The organism is Methylobacterium mesophilicum, assembly GCF_022179445.1.
Classification (GTDB): domain Bacteria; phylum Pseudomonadota; class Alphaproteobacteria; order Rhizobiales; family Beijerinckiaceae; genus Methylobacterium; species Methylobacterium mesophilicum.
In genome coordinates this window covers 84,301-102,958 of sequence record NZ_BPQU01000015.1, presented here as the reverse complement: position 1 = coordinate 102,958, position 18,658 = coordinate 84,301, and the positions used below count along the sequence as shown (strand labels likewise).

Annotated in this window: 17 protein-coding genes; 10 read left to right on the top strand and 7 right to left on the bottom strand. The window is 71.8% G+C overall.

From position 1 onward, the window contains the following. Window positions 1–406: 406 nt before the first annotated feature. The 4 genes from MFF40_RS16310 to ispG all read right to left on the bottom strand — a co-directional run bounded on the left by MFF40_RS16310 (window position 407) and on the right by ispG (window position 4,890). Complete coding sequence (locus tag MFF40_RS16310) at window positions 407–721, bottom strand: type II toxin-antitoxin system VapC family toxin (protein ID WP_238261368.1); 315 nt, start codon at window positions 719–721, stop codon at window positions 407–409. Between the two features lie 88 nt (window positions 722–809). Then, window positions 810–1,055 carry a type II toxin-antitoxin system VapB family antitoxin gene (locus MFF40_RS16305; protein ID WP_147899405.1) on the bottom strand — a complete coding sequence of 82 codons (246 nt, stop codon included), beginning with the start codon at window positions 1,053–1,055 and terminating at the stop codon, window positions 810–812. Between the two features lie 65 nt (window positions 1,056–1,120). Beyond that, complete coding sequence (locus MFF40_RS16300) at window positions 1,121–3,109, bottom strand: potassium transporter Kup (protein WP_238261366.1); 1,989 nt, start codon at window positions 3,107–3,109, stop codon at window positions 1,121–1,123. Between the two features lie 449 nt (window positions 3,110–3,558). Further along, complete coding sequence (gene ispG, locus MFF40_RS16295; protein WP_147856138.1) at window positions 3,559–4,890, bottom strand: flavodoxin-dependent (E)-4-hydroxy-3-methylbut-2-enyl-diphosphate synthase; 1,332 nt, start codon at window positions 4,888–4,890, stop codon at window positions 3,559–3,561. 349 nt (window positions 4,891–5,239) lie between these two features. On the opposite strand from ispG, the gene MFF40_RS16290 reads away from it, so the two are divergent. From MFF40_RS16290 to deoA, 9 genes are all read left to right on the top strand, one after another. After that, window positions 5,240–6,415, top strand: a complete 1,176-nt coding sequence (locus MFF40_RS16290; protein WP_147856139.1) for a patatin-like phospholipase family protein — start codon at window positions 5,240–5,242, stop codon at window positions 6,413–6,415. A gap of 255 nt (window positions 6,416–6,670) precedes the next feature. Beyond that, the gene (locus MFF40_RS16285; protein ID WP_238261365.1) at window positions 6,671–8,362 is read left to right on the top strand and encodes a methyl-accepting chemotaxis protein; all 1,692 of its coding nucleotides are present in this window, start codon (window positions 6,671–6,673) and stop codon (window positions 8,360–8,362) included. 136 nt (window positions 8,363–8,498) lie between these two features. After that, window positions 8,499–9,053 (top strand): glutathione peroxidase, encoded by a 555-nt coding sequence (locus MFF40_RS16280; protein ID WP_147898439.1) that lies wholly within the window; start codon window positions 8,499–8,501, stop codon window positions 9,051–9,053. A 44-nt stretch (window positions 9,054–9,097) separates the two neighbouring features. Beyond that, on the top strand, window positions 9,098–9,721 hold the full coding sequence (locus tag MFF40_RS16275; protein ID WP_238261362.1) for a sigma-70 family RNA polymerase sigma factor: 624 nt from the start codon (window positions 9,098–9,100) through the stop codon (window positions 9,719–9,721). Window positions 9,722–9,817: 96 nt separating this feature from the next. Further along, window positions 9,818–10,582, top strand: coding sequence for an anti-sigma factor family protein (locus MFF40_RS16270; RefSeq protein ID WP_238261360.1), 765 nt, complete (start codon window positions 9,818–9,820; stop codon window positions 10,580–10,582). A 488-nt stretch (window positions 10,583–11,070) separates the two neighbouring features. After that, complete coding sequence (locus tag MFF40_RS16265) at window positions 11,071–11,499, top strand: cytidine deaminase (protein ID WP_147857865.1); 429 nt, start codon at window positions 11,071–11,073, stop codon at window positions 11,497–11,499. Beyond that, window positions 11,492–12,316, top strand: a complete 825-nt coding sequence (locus MFF40_RS16260; RefSeq protein WP_238261358.1) for a purine-nucleoside phosphorylase — start codon at window positions 11,492–11,494, stop codon at window positions 12,314–12,316. The genes MFF40_RS16265 and MFF40_RS16260 overlap by 8 nt, the downstream gene beginning before the upstream one ends. Next, window positions 12,309–13,052, top strand: coding sequence for a deoxyribose-phosphate aldolase (gene deoC, locus MFF40_RS16255; protein WP_238261355.1), 744 nt, complete (start codon window positions 12,309–12,311; stop codon window positions 13,050–13,052). The genes MFF40_RS16260 and deoC overlap by 8 nt, the downstream gene beginning before the upstream one ends. 5 nt (window positions 13,053–13,057) lie before the next feature. Then, window positions 13,058–14,356, top strand: coding sequence for a thymidine phosphorylase (gene deoA / locus MFF40_RS16250; protein WP_238261353.1), 1,299 nt, complete (start codon window positions 13,058–13,060; stop codon window positions 14,354–14,356). 18 nt (window positions 14,357–14,374) lie between these two features. Here deoA and MFF40_RS16245 read toward each other — a convergent pair whose 3' ends face one another. Further along, window positions 14,375–14,701 (bottom strand): hypothetical protein, encoded by a 327-nt coding sequence (locus tag MFF40_RS16245; RefSeq protein WP_147857567.1) that lies wholly within the window; start codon window positions 14,699–14,701, stop codon window positions 14,375–14,377. Window positions 14,702–14,935: 234 nt separating this feature from the next. Further along, entirely contained in the window at window positions 14,936–15,778 is an 843-nt protein-coding gene (locus tag MFF40_RS16240; protein ID WP_238261351.1) for an SDR family NAD(P)-dependent oxidoreductase, read from the bottom strand. A 319-nt stretch (window positions 15,779–16,097) separates the two neighbouring features. Here MFF40_RS16240 and MFF40_RS16235 point away from each other — a divergent pair, with 319 nt between their 5' ends. Then, a complete protein-coding gene (locus MFF40_RS16235; protein WP_238261349.1) occupies window positions 16,098–17,282 on the top strand; it encodes an endo-1,4-beta-xylanase in 1,185 nt (394 codons plus the stop codon). Between the two features lie 133 nt (window positions 17,283–17,415). Here MFF40_RS16235 and MFF40_RS16230 read toward each other — a convergent pair whose 3' ends face one another. After that, window positions 17,416–18,585, bottom strand: coding sequence for an acyltransferase family protein (locus MFF40_RS16230; protein WP_238261347.1), 1,170 nt, complete (start codon window positions 18,583–18,585; stop codon window positions 17,416–17,418). Window positions 18,586–18,658: the final 73 nt, after the last annotated feature.

Below are 18,658 nucleotides of genomic sequence, written 5' to 3'. Positions count from 1 at the left end.
CCGACCGATGCTCCGGTCCACGCGTCCGCCCATGCCGGCTAACCCGGCGAACGGGTCTCTGGGTTCGGAAGTGGAAGAATTCTAATCCACCCTGGGAGACTTGTGCAACGCAAGGTGGACGCGGCATGCCGCCGGAGGTCCGCGCCGGGGACATGCCGCGTGCGGCGGCGCACATGCGTGTCTCGTGGAGGGACAACGCCTTCGAACGTGTCAGAGGGAAGCGGTCCGTACTGCCACGCTGCACTGCGTCGACGACGATCAGCGTCGGCATCCGAACGCTCGATCGGCTCGGACCTAACGCCCTTGCCGCTTCGCCGCGCTCGCCATGGCCGGGCGGAGCCTGCATGCCCACCGAGAACATCGGTCCGTTGGGTGTTTGTAGGCGGATCGATCCATCACCGGACCGTCAGCGGACAGTCTCCAGATCGGTCCTGCGAAACTCGTCCGCCGTGGCGAGGATCGGCACGTCGAAGAGCCGGGCCGCGGCGTAGTGGAGACAGTCACCGAGGTTGAGGCCGTGACGGCCCGCCCGGTAGCGATGCGCCGCCGACAGAGCGAGCGCCGTGGTCTCGTTGGCGGGCGGCAGATCGCAGACCTCGATGCTTCGGGCTTCGAGGAATTCGAGGACGATCGGCCCGACGGCTTCGACCGTCATGTCGAACTTGTCGGGCCGCGCGAGGGCCAGCACCGTTTCCAGGACCGCGACGGCGAGGTCATACACCGGCTGGCCGAGGCGAGCGCGGCGGAGATCCGGCCGGCCTCCGGCTCGTCCGCCAGCAGGGCGACGAGCGCGGAGGCGTCCACGAACATCAGCGGCTTTCCCACATCGCGTCGTAGACATCCCGCGGGAGGGGCGTCCGGGCATCCTCGCTGAGGGTGATTCCATGCTTCTCGCGCAGCCGTGCGGCGGTCGCCTGCGGCGTCTCCCCCGGGTGCCTGCGCGCGATCGCCTCTCGCATGGCGATGACGATCGCCTCGGTGATGCCGACCCCCGCCAGGGTGGCGAACCGGCGCGTCAGCGCATCGGCTTCGGGATTGTTGACGTTGATCGGCACGGCCGTTCGCCCTCGACAGAGCGATGTAGATAATCGCTCGCGCGGATCTACACCAGCCGACGGCGTTACACCGTCACCTGCGTCCCGACCTCGACCACCCGCCCGGTGGGGATCTGGAAGAAGTCCGTCGCGTCGTTGGCGTTCTTGGCGAGCGTGATGAAGATGCGGTCCTGCCAGAGCGGCATGCCCGAATGGGTGGCCGGGCGGATCGAGCGGCGGGACAGGAAGAACGACGTCGCCATGATGTCGAACTTGAAGCCCTGGCGGCGCAGCAGCACCAGGGTCTTGGGGATGTTCGGCGTCTCCATGTAGCCGAACTTCATCACCACCTTGAAGAAGTGCGGACCCACCGGCTCGATCCGGACCTTGTCGGCCTCCTTCGAGCGCGGCGTGTCCACCGTCTCGACCGTGAGGATCACGTTCTTCTCGTGCAGCACCTTGTTGTGCTTCAGGTTGTGCAGCAGGGCGGCCGGGGCGATCTCGGGGTCGCTCGTCAGGAACACCGCGGTGCCGCGCACGTGGTGGGGCGGGCTCTTCTCCAGCATGCCGACCAGCTCGACCAAGGGCACGTCGGTCTTGCGGGTCTTGTTGAACAGGATCGTGACCCCGCGCACCCAGGTCCACATCAGGATGACGAGGCCGCCGGCCAGGATCAGGGGCACGTAGCCGCCCTCGACCACCTTGATCAGGTTGGAGAGCAGGAACAGGAACTCGACCACGATGAACGGCAGCATCACCAGGGCGGCGGCCACCGGCGACCAGCCCCACATCCGCCAGATCACCAGGAAGGTCATCGAGGCGGTGAGCAGCATCGTTCCGGTCACCGCGATGCCGTAGGCCGAGGCGAGCGACGAGGAGGTCTTGAACAGCACCGCCAGCAGCACGACGCCGACCATCAGCAGCCCGTTGATCTGCGGCAGGTAGATCTGCCCGGCATGCGATTCGGAGGTGTGGCGGATCTCGAGCCGCGGCAGCAGGCCGAGCTGGATCGCCTGCCGGGACAACGAGAAGGCGCCGGTGATCACCGCCTGGCTCGCCACCACGGTGGCCAGCGTCGCCAGCACCACCATCGGCAGCAGGCCCCAGGCCGGGACGAGCTGGAAGAACGGGTCGGCGGTGTCGGGCTTCTCCAGCACCAGGGCCGCCTGGCCCAGGTAGTTCAGGGCGAGCGCCGGGAAGACCAGGCAGACCCAGGCCACCTGGATCGGCTTGCGGCCGAAATGCCCGAGATCGGCGAACAGGGCCTCGGCGCCGGTCACCGCCAGGAACACCGCGCCGAGCGCCACCAGCGCCCCGGTGCCGTGGCCGAGCAGGTAATGCACCGCGTACCAGGGGTTGACCGCGCGGAACACCTCCGTGTGCAGGCCGATATGCGGCAGGGCGGCGAGCGCCATGGCGACGAACCACACCACGGTCATCGGCCCGAAGAAGGCCGCGACCTTGGCGGTGCCGCGGTTCTGCACCAGGAACAGGGCGACGATGATCGTCACCGTGATCGGCAGCACGTAGTCGTTCAGGGCCGGGGTGACGAGCTTCAGCCCCTCCACGGCCGAGAGCACCGAGATCGCCGGGGTGATCACCGCGTCGCCGTAGAACAGCGAGGCGCCCAGCAGGCCGAGCATGAACACGATGCGGGAGCCGCCGAGCGCCTTCCGGGCCAGCGCCATCAGCGAGAGGATGCCGCCCTCGCCGTTGTTGTCCATGCGCAGCAGGATCAGGACGTACTTGACCGTCACGATCAGGAACAGCGCCCAGAGGATCAGCGATACGGTGCCGATCACTTCCTCGGGCAGCAGGATGCCGTCGGTGCGGGCCGGGACCAGCGCCTCGCGGAAGGCGTAGAGCGGGCTGGTGCCGATGTCGCCGTAGACGACCCCGACCGAGCCGACCAGCAGGGTCCAGAAGCCGGCATGGCCGTGCTGGGTCTCGGCCTTCTCGGGGGAATCCAGGGCGCCGGCGGGGGCCGGCCCCTGCTCGGGGGCGGACGGGGGCGCGGCGTCAGACGCCGCGGGCGCGGGCTGGGCTGCTACGCCGGGTGCGAAGGTCTGGCTCATGCGGATTGTCGGAGGCTCGGGCGTGGCCGGCGTTTCGCGGGTCGGCTCATGGGGGCCCGGAGGGCCGGGCAGGAGGACGCGAAAACTCCGCCGAACCACGCGGGCCGGCCACCAGGCCGACCACTCACGGGATCGTGCGGCCTTGCTATCACGGCCTCAGGCGGCCGGGAACCGGGGGCCGTGCGAAGATCAGGGCTTCGGTGGGAGCGGGGCCGGCGGGGGAGGCTACCCGGGGCAGAGGAATTTACTTATTCTCTTGGGACTCAAGAGTTCTCTGAACTTCTAATCACCCGCCTTGTCATCCCGGGGCCGCGAAGCGGAGCCCGGGATCCATAACCGCCGATAGTTCAAAATCTTGCGCTGTCGGCGGCTCTGGGTTCCGGGCTCGCCTGCGGCGCCCCGGAATGACACGGCGGTTAATCCTGCCGTCCTGCGCGACCTGCGTCCGGCTATTCGGCCGCGGTGCGCGTGCCGCCGCCCTGCTGGCCGAAGCGGCGCTCGATGTACTCGATCACGACGGTCTCGAAATCCTTGGCGAGCGTGGCGCCGCGCAGCGTCATCGCCTTCTTGCCGTCGATGAACACCGGGGCGGTCGGGGTCTCGCCGGTGCCCGGCAGGGAGATGCCGATATCGGCGTGCTTCGATTCGCCCGGGCCGTTGACGATGCAGCCCATCACGGCGACGTTCAGGCCCTCGACCCCCGGATAGGTCTTCTTCCATTCCGGCATGGAGGTGACGATCCAGTTCTGGATGTCCCGGGCCAGCTCCTGGAAGGTGGTCGAGGTGGTGCGGCCGCAGCCCGGGCAGGCCGCGACCATCGGCACGAAGGTGCGGAAGCCCATGGTCTGCAGCAATTCCTGGCTCGCCTTGACCTCCACGCTCCGGTCGCCGCCGGGCTCCGGGGTCAGCGAGTAGCGGATCGTGTCGCCGATCCCCTCCTGGAGCAGCACGCCGATCGCCGCCGAGGCCGCGACCAGGCCCTTGGAGCCCATGCCGGCCTCGGTGAGGCCCAGGTGGATCGCGTAATCCGAGCGGCGCGCCACCTCGCGGTAGACCGCGATCAGGTCCTGCACCGCCGAGACCTTGGCCGACAGGATGATCTTGTTCTGCGGCAGGCCGAGTTCCACCGCCCGGTCGGCCGAGCCGATCGCCGAGCGCACCATCGCCTCGCGCATCACCGCGCGGGCATCGATCGGCCGCGGCAGCTTGGCGTTCTCGTCCATCAGGTGGGTGAGCAGCTCGCCGTCGAGCGAGCCCCAGTTGGCGCCGATCCGGACGGTCTTGCCGTACTTGATCGCCTGCTCGATGATCGAGGAGAACTGGGTGTCCTTCTTGTCCTTGAACCCGACGTTGCCGGGGTTGATCCGGTACTTCGCCAGGGCCTCGGCGCAGGCCGGGTGGTCGGCCAGGAGCTTGTGGCCGATATAGTGGAAGTCGCCGATCAGCGGCACGTGGACGCCGATCCGGTCGAGCCGCTCGCGGATCTTCGGAACCGCGGCCGCCGCCTCGTCCCGGTCGACGGTGATGCGGACCAGCTCCGAGCCGACCCGGGCGAGCTGGGCGACCTGCGCTACCGTGCCGTCGATGTCGGCGGTGTCGGTGTTGGTCATCGACTGCACGACGATCGGGGCGCCGCCGCCGACCGTGACCGCGCCTTCGCCCTCGCCGACCGTGACGCCCACCGTGCGGTGGCGCGGCGCTGGGCCGGCGATCTCCGGACCCCCGCTGGTCAGGGCGGTCGCGGCGGGATTTTCGGAGCGGATGGCTTCCATGACTTCCATCGTGGACCTTCGCGGGCGCGCACTGTGCGGAGCGCCGGAGCCCTGAAACGGGCTGGCCGGGCATCTCGCGGCGCGCGCCTCGCCGGAGCTTCGGGGCTGCGGGCCGACCGCGGTTAGCTGCGGACGACGCCGCGCGGCGTCAAGCAGACGCCACGCATGACAGCATCGCGGTTGTCATGTCGTATCCGGATGCGGATGTCGAGTTTGCCGCGCGGCCGACACCGGTTTTCGTCCGCCCCTGTTGCCGGAATCGCGCGCCGCGCGCCGCCCGTCACCGCGCCGCCAGCCCCCGGGATGGTTGATGTTGCAGTGCACCATCCCATGTAGGGAGCCCTTATTGGAGGCCGACATGCGCGAGCATCCCCACGGCGGTGAGCCGCACAACCCGGTGACCGTCGTTCCGGAAATCTTGCCGGAAACCTTGCCGGAAACCTTGCCCGACCCTTCGTCCGGAATCCCTGTCTCGGACGGGATCGAGCCCACGCCCGCCCACTCGCCGAACCGGATCCTGGCGGGCCCCCGGGCCGAGAAGCCGGTCGCCCTGGCCCTGCAGGGCGGGGGCGCGCACGGCGCCTTCACCTGGGGCGTGCTCGATGCCCTGATCGAGGACGGCCGCCTGGCCTTCGAGGCGCTGACCGGGGCGAGCGCCGGGGCGATGAACGCCGTCGTGATGGTCGACGGCTGGCTGAAGGGCGGCCCGGACGGCGCCCGGGAGGGGCTCGAGCGGTTCTGGCGCGAGGTCAGCCTCGACGGCGACCTCGGCCCGGCCCAGCGCAACTTCGTCAGCGGGCTGTTCAGCCTGTGGAAGGGCAACCCGGTGGCCGAGTTCTGGTCCAAGATGCTCTCGCCCAGCCCCTACGTGTCGAACCCGCTCAACATCAACCCGCTGCGCAAGGCGCTGGCCGCGCAGGTGGACTTCGAGCGCCTGCGGGAGTCCGAGACCGCCGGCCTGTTCGTCTCGGCCACCAATGTCTGGACCGGCAAGCTCGCGGTGTTCGAGCGCGAGCGCCTGACCGTCGATCACCTGATGGCCTCGGCCTGCCTGCCGACGGTGTTCCAGGCGGTGGAGATTGACGGCGTGCCCTATTGGGACGGCGGCTACCTCGGCAACCCGCCGCTCTACCCGCTGCACCGGGGCGCCCGGACCCGGGACATCGTGCTGGTCCAGATCAACCCGGTCGAGCGGCGCGAGACCCCACGCACGGAGAACGAGATCCGCGACCGGCTCAACGAGATCACCTTCAACGCCAACCTGATGCGGGAATTGCGGGCGATCGACTTCCTCGACGGCCTGATCGAGGACGGCACCCTGGGCCAGGGCGGCTACCAGCGGGTCCTGGTACACCGGATCGACGGGACCGACGCGCTGGAGGATTACAACGCCGCCTCCAAGCTCGACGCCCGCTGGACCGTGTTCAAGCGCCTGCGCGACAAGGGCCGCGGCGCCGCCCGGACCTGGCTCGCCGAGACCTACGGGACCATCGGCCACGCCTGCACCCTGAACCTGCGGGACGCGTATCAATAGCTGGGGCAAGACTGGTCGATCGCGGATGGCATGGCGCAATACCCGTATTGCCCCCGGCTCTGTGCGAAGTCATATCAAGATGATTGGACGCGGTGCGACTGAATATATTTCAATCTGGAGGGTGTATTAACTGGCTAAGTATCGCTTTTTAATCAAAAAAGTCGCGGCGTAAGAGATATTTCACGGAGATGTTGTATCCCGGCGCGTCGACCGCGGGCCGATCGGGCCCGGTGATTCTTCCCCGAAGGACGGGCCATGGGTTTTCGTCTGATCGATCTCAGGACCGGCGTGAAGATCGCGCTGGTCATGGCCCTGATGCTGGCGATCACCGCCGGCGCCTCGGCGGTCTCGCTCCGCAATATCGGGTTGATCGAGGACACCGAGGCCTGGACCGTGCACACCCACGAGGTGCTGGCCGAGGTCGACCGGATGGTGGTCGCCATGATCGACCGGGAGACTGCCCTGCGGGGGTACCTGATCTCCGCCGAGCCGCTCTTCCTCGAGCCCGAGCAGGCCGGGCGGAAGGCCTTCGCGGCGTCCTGGGACGCGGCGCGCAAGCTCACCGCCAACAATCCCACGCAGCCCCGGCGCCTCCTGGAGCTGAAGGCCCTGGCCGAGCGCTGGAGCGACGCGGTGGCGGACCGCGAACTCGCCCTGATGAAGGACCCGGCGACCCGGGAGGACGCGCGCCGGCTCGAAGGCTCGGGCGTCGGCAAGGCGGCGATGGATGCCGTGCGCGCCAAGGCGGCCGAGATCGCGCAGGTCGAGCAGGATCTGCTGAAGGACCGGAGCGCCGCCTCGGCGGCGGCCGTCTCGGCGGCGCGGATGGCCAACCTGATCGGCCTCGGCGCGGTGGTGGTCACCGCCCTGATCGGGTCCCTGCTCCTACATCACGGCATCGGCAAGCCGATCAACCGGATGGCCCAGGCCATGACCCGGCTCGCCGCCGACGACCTCTCCGTGGAGATCCCCGGCGTCGGGCGCCGCGACGAGATCGGCGCCATGGCCGGCGCCGTGCAGGTGTTCCGGGACGGGCTCGCTCGGACGAAGGTCCTGGAGGCGGAGGCCGCCCAGGCCCGGATCGGCCAGGAGGCGCAGCGCAAGACGGCGATGCGCGATCTGGCCGCCAGCTTCGAGGGCGCCGTCGGCGGCATCATCCGCGCCGTCGCCACCGCCGCGGCGAGCCTGAAAGCCACCGCGGAGACCATGAGCGCCGCGGCGGCCGAGACCGCCAGCCAGTCGACCCATGTGGCGACGGCGGCCGAGCAGGCGGCCTCCAACGTCAACACCGTGGCGGCGGCGGCCGAGGAACTCGGCGTCTCCGTCAACGAGATCGGCCGGCAGGTGCAGGCCTCGGCCGACCTCGCCGACGCCGCCGTGCTGGAGGCCGGGAAATCCGCCGACCTCGTGCGCAACCTGCGCGACGGGGCGGTGAAGATCGGCGCCGTGGTCGATCTGATCAGCGGCATCGCCGGCCAGACCAACCTGCTGGCGCTCAACGCCACGATCGAGGCCGCCCGGGCCGGCGAGGCGGGCCGCGGCTTCGCGGTGGTCGCCACGGAGGTGAAGGAGCTGGCCGGCCAGACCGCCAAGGCCACCGGCGAGATCGCCCGGCAGATCGGCGAGATCCAGTCCTGGACCGGGGAGACGGTGGACGCGATCGGGATCATCGTCGGCCGCATCACCGAGATGAGCGGGCTGTCCACCGGAATCGCCGCCGCGATCGAGGAGCAGGGCTCGGCCACCCAGGAGATCGTCCGGAACGTCGGCCAGGCCGCGACCGGGGCGGGCGAGGTCACGGCCAACATCGCCGGGGTCGCCAGCGCCGCCGAGGGCGCCGGAGCCGCCGCCGTGCAGGTGCTCGGCTCGGCCTCCGAACTCTCGGTCCAGGCCGAGCGTCTCGACGCGGAGGTCCATCGCTTCCTCGACACGGTGCGAGCGGCGTAAGCGAAGCGCGGGGCTGCGCGCCCCGGAACCCCGCCAAAGGGCCGCAGGCCCTTCGGGATCCCGGTTGTTGGGATCTGCCCGACGCGCGCTAGGTTCCGTGTGGGCGTGCGAGTGCCCGTGACCGTGCGAGGCCGCCATGACGATGTTGCGCCGCGAGGCCCTGATCCTGCTGGGCGCCGGGTTTGCCGGCGCCGCCCGGGCCGCGCCGTCCGGGCGGGCGGGCGACTTCGCCTTCGAGCATCCGGAGGGCGGCGCCATGCCGCTCTCGGCCTATGCCGGGCGGCCGATCCTGGTGGTCAACACCGCCACGGCCTGCGGCTATGCCGGCCAGCTCGCCGGGCTCCAGACCCTGTGGACCCGCTTCGGCGACCGGGGCCTCACGGTGATCGGCGTGCCGTCGCCGGATTTCGGCAACCAGGAGCCGCTCGACGGGCCGGCCATCGCGGAGGCCGCGCGGAAGAATCACGGCGTGACCTTCCCGCTGACCGCCAAGACCCGGGTGAAGATGCCGGGCGCCCACCCGTTCTACCAATGGGCGGCGGCGGAGCGGCCGGGCGAGACCCCGCGCTGGAACTTCCACAAGTACCTGATCGCCCGGGACGGCTCCTTGGCCGCCGCCTTCGCCACCCAGGTGGAGCCCACCGACCCGCGCCTCGTCTCGGGCATCGCCGCCACCCTCGATCAGGCGTGATCGGCGCCCGGGATTAAACGCCCGGGACCCCGCGTTCACACCCTATGGCGTCAGACAAGCTCAAGCATCCGGACATCGTCGATCTGCTGGTGCCCCTGCGGCGCTACGCCCGTTCGCTGACCCGCGACGCGCTGCGGGCGGACGACCTCGTGCACGATACCCTGGTGCGCGCCCTGGAGATGCAGGGGTCCCTGCGCCCCAACACCAACCTGCGCACCTGGATGATGACGGTGCTGCACAACGCCTTCATCGACGAGCAGCGCCGCCGCCAGGTCGAGGCGCGGCACGCCGACGCACTCGTGCGGATGAGCGAGGACATGGCGCCCCCCGCCCAGGAGGGCCGGGTCCGCCTCGCCCAGATCCGGCAGGCCTTCCTGACCCTGCCGGAGGAGCAGCGCGCCGCCCTGCACCTCGTGACCCTGGAGGGCATGGCCTACGCCGACGCCGCCGCGGTGCTGGGGATCCCGATCGGCACGCTGATGTCCCGCCTCGGCCGCGGCCGGGCGGCGTTGCGCGCCTTCGAGGACGGCGCCCGGGGCACGACCGAGGCCGAGCCCGAAACGAACCGGCCGGATGTCCGGCGCGGCACCTTCCCGGGCCTGCGCCTCGTCGCCTCCGACCAGACCCGGGACCGGCCGCCGATGAAGCGCGCCGCCGGAGATGCCTGAGGCATTCGACCCGGACCGGCCGCGCAGGGCCGGAACAGAGACGATGACGACCGGCGGATCCGCCCCGGCGGCACGCTGGAACCGAGGACTTCACCGATGATGGATCCGATAACAGACGACGACCTCATCGCTTTCGTCGACGGGCAGATCGACCCGATGCGCCGTCTCGACGTCGAGGCGCACCTGGCCGCCCATCCCGGGGCCGCCGCCCAGGTGATGGCCGACCTGCACGACCGCGACGCCCTCAGGGCCGCCTTCGGGCGCATGCCCGGGCCGGGGCCCGACCGCACCCTCGTCCTGGCCCGCCGCTTCGACCGCAACCAGCGCTGGCGCCGGGTCGGCGCGCGGCTCAAGCGCGCCGCCGCCATCGTGGTCCTGGTCGGCGCGGGCTGGCTCGCCCACGACGAGATCGGCCGGTTCGGCGTGCCCGACACCCTGGCCGCGACCCCCGATCCGGCCCTGATCGCCGACGCCCGCCAGGCCCGCGCCGTGGCGCAGCTGCGCAAGAGCATCTCCAGCCAGGGCGAGCACCCGGTCTACGACCGGGCCCGCCTCCAATCGGTCACCGGCATCGACCTGCCGCCGCTCCCGGCGGGCTGGCAGGTGCGCGACATCCAGATCTTCCCCGGCCGCCACGGCACGGGCATCGAGATCGCCTTCGAGGCCGGTTCGATGGGCGAGGCCTCGCTGTTCGCCACCCGCGGCCTGCGCGGCGGCCCGGCGGCGCTCACCGGCTCGGACGACGGCACGCTCCTGTCCTGGAATGCCGGCGACACCGCCTACGCGCTGAGCGGCCCGCAGGACGACGCGGTCCTGCGCCAGGCCGCCGGGATGCTGGGGGCGGGCGCGGCGACGCGCTGAGGGATTTTCGGGGACGGCCGAACATTCGCCACGTCATTCCCAACGACGGCCCTGCACAGGTTTGAGGCGCAGGCGCAGTTACAGGTCGCTCCGCGCACCCTCTGCCGCACGGGCTGCCGGATTCACACTTCGGGCCGGGACACTTGGGCACAGGATGACGCGCGGGTCCCCTCTCCCGTGCGGGAGAGGGACAGGGTGAGGGGACAGGTTTGTCCGGATAGGGCGCATCCCTCACCCCAACCCTCTCCCGCACGGGAGAGGGGACTTGCGGCTTCTGCGGCCATGGTATGGATGCGGCTGCGATCGGAACGTGTGGGCCCCCGGCGTTGCGGGCTCGCCTTCGGCGCCCCGGAATAAGGGATCCGGATTTTCAACGCATCCGAGTAGCCCGCACACTGAAAACAGCCGCTCTCGTTGGCACCGCACTATGCCCTCTGCCATTGCTCCGCCCCTCGACAGGCCGCCCCGCCGGGTGCCAAAGATCGGCCATGCAGGCCGCCGATTCAGCGCAACGGGATGAGGGGCTGACAGCCCTGTTCGAGGCCGCCCGGGCGGTGCGCGCGCGGGCGCACGCGCCCTATTCCCGGTTCCGGGTCGGGGCGGCGCTGCGCGACGAGCGCGGTGCGATCCATGCCGGCTGCAACGTCGAGAACGCGGCCTACCCGGTCGGAACCTGCGCGGAGGCCGGGGCGATCGCCGCGATGATCGCGGGCGGCGGCCGGCGCATCGCCGCGATCCTGGTCTGCGGCGACGGCGCGGGCCTGGTGACGCCCTGCGGCGCCTGCCGCCAGCGCATCCGCGAATTCGCCGGACCGGACACGCCGATCCACGCCGCCGGGCCGGAGCGCGTCGCGAAAACCTTCACGCTGGAAGAGTTGCTGCCCGAATCGTTCGGGCCGGAGACGCTGGGTGACTGACGCCGCCGCCCTCGCCACCCTCCGGGCCGCCGGCTTCGGCGGCGGCTACGCCTGCGCGATCGTCACCGGCACCGGGCTCGGCGGGATCGCGGCCGAGCTGGCGGACGCGCACGCGCTGGATTACGCGGCGATCCCGGGTTTCCCCGGGGCCGGCGTCAGCGGCCATGGCGGCCGGCTGCATCGCGGGCGCCTCGCCGGGCGGCCGGTGCTGGTGTTCGAGGGCCGGGCCCATGCCTACGAGCGGGGCGAGGCGGCGGCGATGCGGGTTCCGCTCGCCTGCGCCGCCGGCCTCGGGGCGCGGCGCCTGCTGCTGACCAACGCCTCCGGGTCCCTGCGGCCGGAGACCGGCCCGGGCAGCCTGGTCCTGCTCGCCGACCACATCAACCTGTCGGGCCTGAACCCGCTGATCGGCGAGGCGAGCGACGCCCGCTTCGTGCCGATGACCGACGCCTACGATCCGGACCTGCGCGTGCGCCTCCGGGCCGCGGCGGGGGCCTGCGGCGTGCCCCTCGGTGAGGGCGTCTACGCGTGGTTCTCCGGCCCGAGCTTCGAGACCCCGGCCGAGGTCCGGATGGCCGGCATCCTCGGAGCCGACCTCGTGGGCATGTCCACCGTGCCCGAAGTGATCCTCGCCCGCTTCCTCGGCCTGCCGGTGGCGGCCGTGTCGGTGGTGACCAACCTCGCCGCCGGGATCGCCGGGGGCGCGCCCCATCACGCCGAGACCAAGGCGGTGGCGGCCCGGGCCGCCGCGGATCTCGGCCGCCTGGTCCGGGCCTTCGCCGCAGGCCTGCCGGCCCAGGAGACCGACCATGGATGACCCGGATGCCGGTGCGGTCGCCCGCCGGGCGCTGCCGCTCCTCGATCTCACGGACCTGACCGAGACCTGCACCGAGCCGAAGATCGACGCGCTCTGCCGGGATGCGCGCGCGGGCGGCGTCGCGGCGATCTGCGTCTGGCCGCATTTCGTGGCGCAGGGCGCGCGGGCGCTCGAGGGCAGCGGCATCCGGGTCGCCACGGTGATCAACTTCCCGGCCGGCGGCGAGGATTGCGCCCGGGCGACCGACGACACCGCCGAGGCCCTGCGCGACGGTGCCGACGAGATCGACCTGGTCCTGCCCTATCGCGCGTTCCTGCGCGGCGACGCCGCCACCGCCCGCGACATGGTCGAGGCGGTGCGCGACACCTGCGGGGCCGCCGTGCTGAAGGTGATCCTCGAGACCGGCGAACTCGCCGATCCCGACGTCATCCGGCGCGCCGGGCGGCTGGCGCTGGAGGCGGGGGCCGACTTCCTCAAGACCTCCACGGGCAAGAGCCCGGTCTCGGCGACCCCGGAGGCCGCCGAGGCGATGCTGGCCGAGATTCGAGCCGGCGGCCGGGAGGGCGGCCGGGCGGCGGGCCTGAAGATTTCAGGCGGCCTGCGCAGCGTCGCCGATGCGGGCGCCTACCTGGCGCTCGCCGACCGGATCATGGGGCCGGACTGGGTGAGCCCGAAGACCCTCAGGCTCGGGGCGAGCAGCCTGTTCGGGGCGCTGATCCAGGCGCGGGACTCGTGAGACCCATGCGCCTGCCGCAGGAAACCATCCGGGCCAAGCGCGACGGCCTGGTCCTCGATCCGGAGGAGATCGCGGGCTTCGTCCGGGGCCTCACCGACGGCGCGGTCGGGGAGGGGCAGGCGGCGGCCTTCGCCATGGCGGTGTTCTTCCGCGGCCTGGCGCTGCCCGAGCGGGTGGCGCTGACCCGGGCGATGGCCGGATCCGGCGCGGTGCTGACATGGGACCTGCCGGGCCCGGTGCTCGACAAGCACTCCACCGGCGGCATCGGCGACACGGTGAGCTTGGCCCTCGCCCCGATGGTGGCGGCCTGCGGCGGCTACGTGCCGATGATCTCGGGCCGCGGCCTCGGCCATACCGGCGGGACGCTGGACAAGCTCGCCAGCATCCCGGGCTACGACGCCACACCGGGGCTCGACATCTTCCGCCGGGTGGTCGGCCGGGTCGGCTGCGCGATCATCGGCCAGACCGCCGAGCTGGCCCCGGCCGACCGGCGCCTCTACGCGATCCGCGACGTCACCGGCACGGTGGAATCCCTCGACCTGATCACAGCGTCGATCCTGTCGAAGAAGCTCGCCGCCGGGCTCGACGGGCTGGTGATGGACGTCAAGCAGGGCTCCGGCGCCTTCATGACGGGCTTGGACGAAGCCCGGGCCCTGGCCGAGAGCATCGTCACGGTGGCCGAGGGCGCAGGCCTGCGCACCGCCGCGCTGATCACCGACATGGACGCGCCGCTCGCCAGCGCCGCCGGCAACGCCGTCGAGGTCGCCTACGCGATCGACTACCTGACGGGGGCGCGCCGCGAGCCGCGCTTCCACGCGGTCACCCTGGCGCTCGGGGCGGAGATGCTGGCGGTCGGCGGCCTCGCGCCGGACCGGGACGCGGCGGCCGGGCGCCTGGAGGCGGTGCTGGCCTCCGGCCGGGCGGCCGAGGTTTTTTCCGAGATGGTCGCGGCCCTCGGCGGTCCGGGCGATCTCCTGGAGGACCCGGCGCGATACCTGCCGGCCGCGCCGGTGCGGCGGCCGGTCCGCCAGGACGGCGTGGTCGCCGGGATCGACACCCGGGCGATCGGGCTGGCGGTGATCGGGCTCGGCGGCGGACGGACCCGGCCCGAGGACGCGATCGACCCGCGGGTCGGCTTCACCGACCTCGCGGGTCCCGGCGACGCGGCCGGTCAGATCGGGATCGTCCACGCGGCCGACGAGGCCGCCGCCGACCGGGCCGAGGCGGCCCTGCGGGCGGCCTACCGGATCGGCGCGGCGCCCCCCGGCCGCCCGGCGATCATCGAGCGTGTCGGGGCCGGATAGGCTCCGGCCCCGCCGGCCTTACCAGCGGCCGTGGCCGTGACGGTGGCCCCAGCCGCCGTGGCGGTGATGGCCGTAGCCGCCATGATGACCCCAGCCGCGATGGTGGCCGCGCCCCCAGCCGTGATGGTGGTGGCCCCGGAAGCCCGGTCCGAAGCCGTGACGCGGGCCGAAGCCGTGGCGATGGCCGTACCCGTAGCCGTATTGGACATCCACGATGTCGCCGGCGCCCTGGTGCAGGCCGGTGTCGAGGCCGAGCGGCGCGGCCATCGCGGGGGCTCCGACGGCGATCCCCCCGAGCGCCACGGCGGCGGCCGCCAGGCGTAGGCGTGCGGTCTTGGTGAACATCGATGTCCTCCTGTGCCTCGCCGGCCGCGATGCCGCGACCGGCCGTGCCCCAGGTGTGGCGCTCATAAGTTGACGGAGACGTGACTTCGTCCCTCAGGCGTTGTTCAGGTCCGGACGGCACACGAAAGCCGGAGGTGCTCGCCCGGATCCCTCGGCCCACGCCGTCCTCGCTCCACAACTCCCCGCGTCGCGAAGCCCCGGGTCGCTTCGCTCCGCTCGCAATGACGGAGCGGCTCACTCCGCCATGAACCGCTTGAACGCCTCCGAAAAATCCGGGTGCCAGCGCGACAAAGCAGGCCGGTTCTCGATGATGTCGCCGGCCGCCCAGGCGATGCGCTTCTCGTCCTGCGCCCGGGTGGTCTCGTTGTCGGGGCAGAGGATGTAGAAATCGCCCGCCTCCAGCCGGTCCAGCATGAAGGCGACGGTCTCCTCCGGCGTCCAGGCGCCGGGCGGCTTCTCGGCGACGCCGCGGGCCTTGGTCAGGCCGGTATAGACGAAGCCCGGGATCAGCAGGTGCGCCGTGGTCCGGCAGCCCTCGCGGCTGCGCAGTTCGTGGGCCAGGGCCTCGGTGGCCGCCTTCACGGCCGCCTTCGAGACGTTGTAGGGCGCGTTGCCGGGCGGCGTGGTGATGCCCTGCTTCGAGCCGGTGACGATCACCGCGCCGGGCTGGCCGCCCGCGATCATGCCGGGCGCGAAGGCGTGGATGCCGTTGACCACGCCCCCGAGGTTGGTGCCGAGGATCCGGGTCCAGGTCCCGGCGTCGGAGAAGAGCTTGCCGCCGGCCTCGATCCCCGCGTTCAGCATCACCACGGCCGGAGGGCCGGCCTTGGCGACATGGGCCGCCAGGGCCTCCACGGCCTCCCGGTCCGAGACGTCGGTGGGCAAAGCCCGGACCTCGACGGCGGCCAGTTCGGCCACGGCGCGGTGGGCCTCCTCGAGGGCCGGGCCGGGCAGGTCGGCGAGCCAGACGTTCATGCCGGCCCGCGCGAAGGCTTTGGCCGCCGCGAGCCCGATGCCGCTCGCCGCCCCGTTGACGACCGCGCTGCGGCCTGGGCTGATGGCGGGATGCTGGCTCATGGGTCGGTCCTCGGCTGGATGGCGCCCCGAAGATGGGGCGCGTCGGGGCCGAAGGCGAGTTGGAACCGGTGCGATCGGTCCGCTGCCAGCGCCCTTGCCGACTAGGGCGATCGCATGAGGAGATGTTATTCCTCCGGAAGTTGATAACTCCCGCGGCGCGCGCTCACCCACCGTGTCATTCCGGGGCCGCGAAGCGGAGCCCGGAATCCAGAACCTCAAGCCGAGCAAGATCTTGCTCCGTCGGCGGTTCTGGATTCCGGGCTCGCCTGCGGCGCCCCGGAATGACGGGGTGACGTATCCCTCGAAGCGAGAACCCGGCATGACCCCACCCCCCGGCCTGCCGAGCCGCCGCGCGCTCCTCGCCGGGGCGGCCTGCGTCGGCCTCGCCACGGCTGCGGGGGCCGCGCCGTCCGGTTTCGGCCCCCTCGGCAAGCCATCCTGGTCGGGCGACAGCCTCCAGGCCGCCGCCGCCGCCAAGGGGCTGACGTATGGCTGCGAGGTACCGTTCCACCGCTTCGACTCGACCCCAGCCTACCGGCAGGCGGTGGCGCGGGAATGCGGGATCCTGGTCTGCGGCACCGAGATGAAGATGGAGGAGGTGCTGCCCGCACCCGGGCGCACCGATTTCGCCCGCGGCGACGCGATCCTGCGCTTCGCGCGGGCCAACGGCCAGCGGATGCGCGGGCACACGCTGGTCTGGCACGCGGCCCTGCCGCCCTGGGTCGCGCCGCTGCTCGGCCGGGCGAGCCCCGTCCAGGCCGAGGATTTCATGCGGCGCTGGATCGAGACCGTGGCCGGCCATTACCGGGGGCAGATCGTCGCCTGGGACGTGGTCAACGAGATCCTGGGCAACGAGGGCGACCCCGACCGGGGCGGGGGCCTGCGCGAGTCCCCCTGGCTCGCCGCGATGGGGCCCGGCTACGTGGACCGCGCCTTCCGGATCCTGCACGAGACCGACCCGGCGGCGGCCGGCACCTGGAACGAGGACGCGGTCGAGCAGGGCGCGCCCTGGATGGAGGCCAAGCGCACCAAGGTGCTGCGCCAGCTCGAGGCGATGCGCGCGCGCGGCGTGCCGATCCGTCGGTTCGGCCTGCAATCGCACCTGACCAGCACGGTCCCGATCGACCAGGCCCAGCTGCGCCGCTTCCTGCACGAGATCGGCCAGATGGGGCTGGGGATCGCGGTCACCGAGCTCGACATCGACGACCGGGCCTTCCCGTCCGACGTGGCGACCCGCGACCGCAGGGTGGCCGACTTCGCCCGCCGCTACCTCGACGTGGTCCTGGCCGAGCCCGCCCTGCTCGACGTGCTCACCTGGGACATCTACGACCCCGACACGTGGCTGAACGACCACCCCAACCGCAAGCGGCCGGACGGCCTGCCCCAGCGGGCGCTGCCCCTCGACGCGCAGTTCCGGCGCAAGCCGCTCTGGCACGCGATGCTGGCCAGCTTCCAGGCCGCCCCGGACCATGCCGCCGCGCGGGAAAAACTCAGGCGGGGGTGATGCCGGTGCGACCTTGTCTGTCGTCAGGAGCCAGCGGAGTTACCTGGCGGCGCCGGACGAGGCTCGGGTCCCCTCTCCCGTGCGGGAGAGGGGCAGGGTGAGGGATGCGACGTCTCCGGATAGACCTGTCCCCTCACCCCAACCCTCTCCCGCTCGGGAGAGGGGGCTGCGTCGCGCTCCGTACGGGATCGTGTGAGCGCCCCGCGACACCGAGAACGGGCTCCGGCGGCCGGTCCGCCAGCAGCCGGCGGCGCAACAGCGCGCAAGGGCGCTCGACCAGCGTGAACATGCCCCAGCACCAGAGCAGGGTCAGCGGGAAGGCCGCCAGCATCAGCGTCAGCCCGTGCAGGCCGGGCGCCTGGTGCAGCACCGCCGCCACCACGGCCATGTGGGCGAGATAAAAACTGTAGGACCAGAGGCCGAGCTGGCGCATCGGCCGGGCCGCGAGCAGCCGCACCGCCCGGCCCTCGCCGTGCAGCAGGTAGGCGAACGGCACGAACAGTGCCGCGCTCTGGAGTGTGTAGCGCAGGGTCTCGCGGAAGGCGGGATCGCGCACGGCCAGGGTCAGCAGGATCACCCCGAGGCTCGCGGCGACGTGCCAGGCCCGGGGCCGCCAGGCGCGGTCGCCCGGGATCACCGGGTTGTTCCACAGGCCCAGGCAGCAGCCGAACAGGATCGCGTCGATGCGGGTGTGGGTCCAGGAATAGTTCAGGCTGTAATCGGGCAGCCGCCAGACGTTGACGCAGCGGATCGCCAGCACCGCCGCGCAGAGCCCCAGGCAGGCCAGCGCCGCCCGGCGCGGCCGCAGGCGGCCCAGCCACAGGGCGTAGGCCAAGGGGAAGACCAGGTAAAAATGCTCCTCGATGGCGAGGCTCCAGAGCGGCACCGGCAGCACCGCCTCGGTGCCGAACAGGCCGGGATAGTTGGTCAGGAACAGCACCTGGCCGAGCACGGCCGCCGGCTCGACCCGCATCCAGTCGAGCAGTCCCGCCGCGTAGAGCGCCCCGGCGGCGGCCAGGGTCAGGTAGAGCGGCGGCAGGATGCGCAGGCTGCGCCGCAGGTAGAAGGCCGACAGCGACACCGTGCCGGTGCGCCCGCGCTCGATCCGCAGCAGCGTCGTGATCAGGTAGCCGCTGAGGAAGAAGAACACCGTGACGCCAAAACCCCCCGGCACCACGTGGCTGTAGCCGCAATGGGCCGCGAACACGATCAGGATCGCGAGCGCGCGCACCCCGTCGAGCTGGGGCAGGTAGGGCATCGTGCTCAGGCGCTCCCCGGGGCGCTGGGATCCGGACTCCGGCATGGCGGCGGCTGATCGTCCTTCACGGCACGGCCCGGCAGGGTGCGCCTTTTCCGCGCGAATCGATATCCGCCCC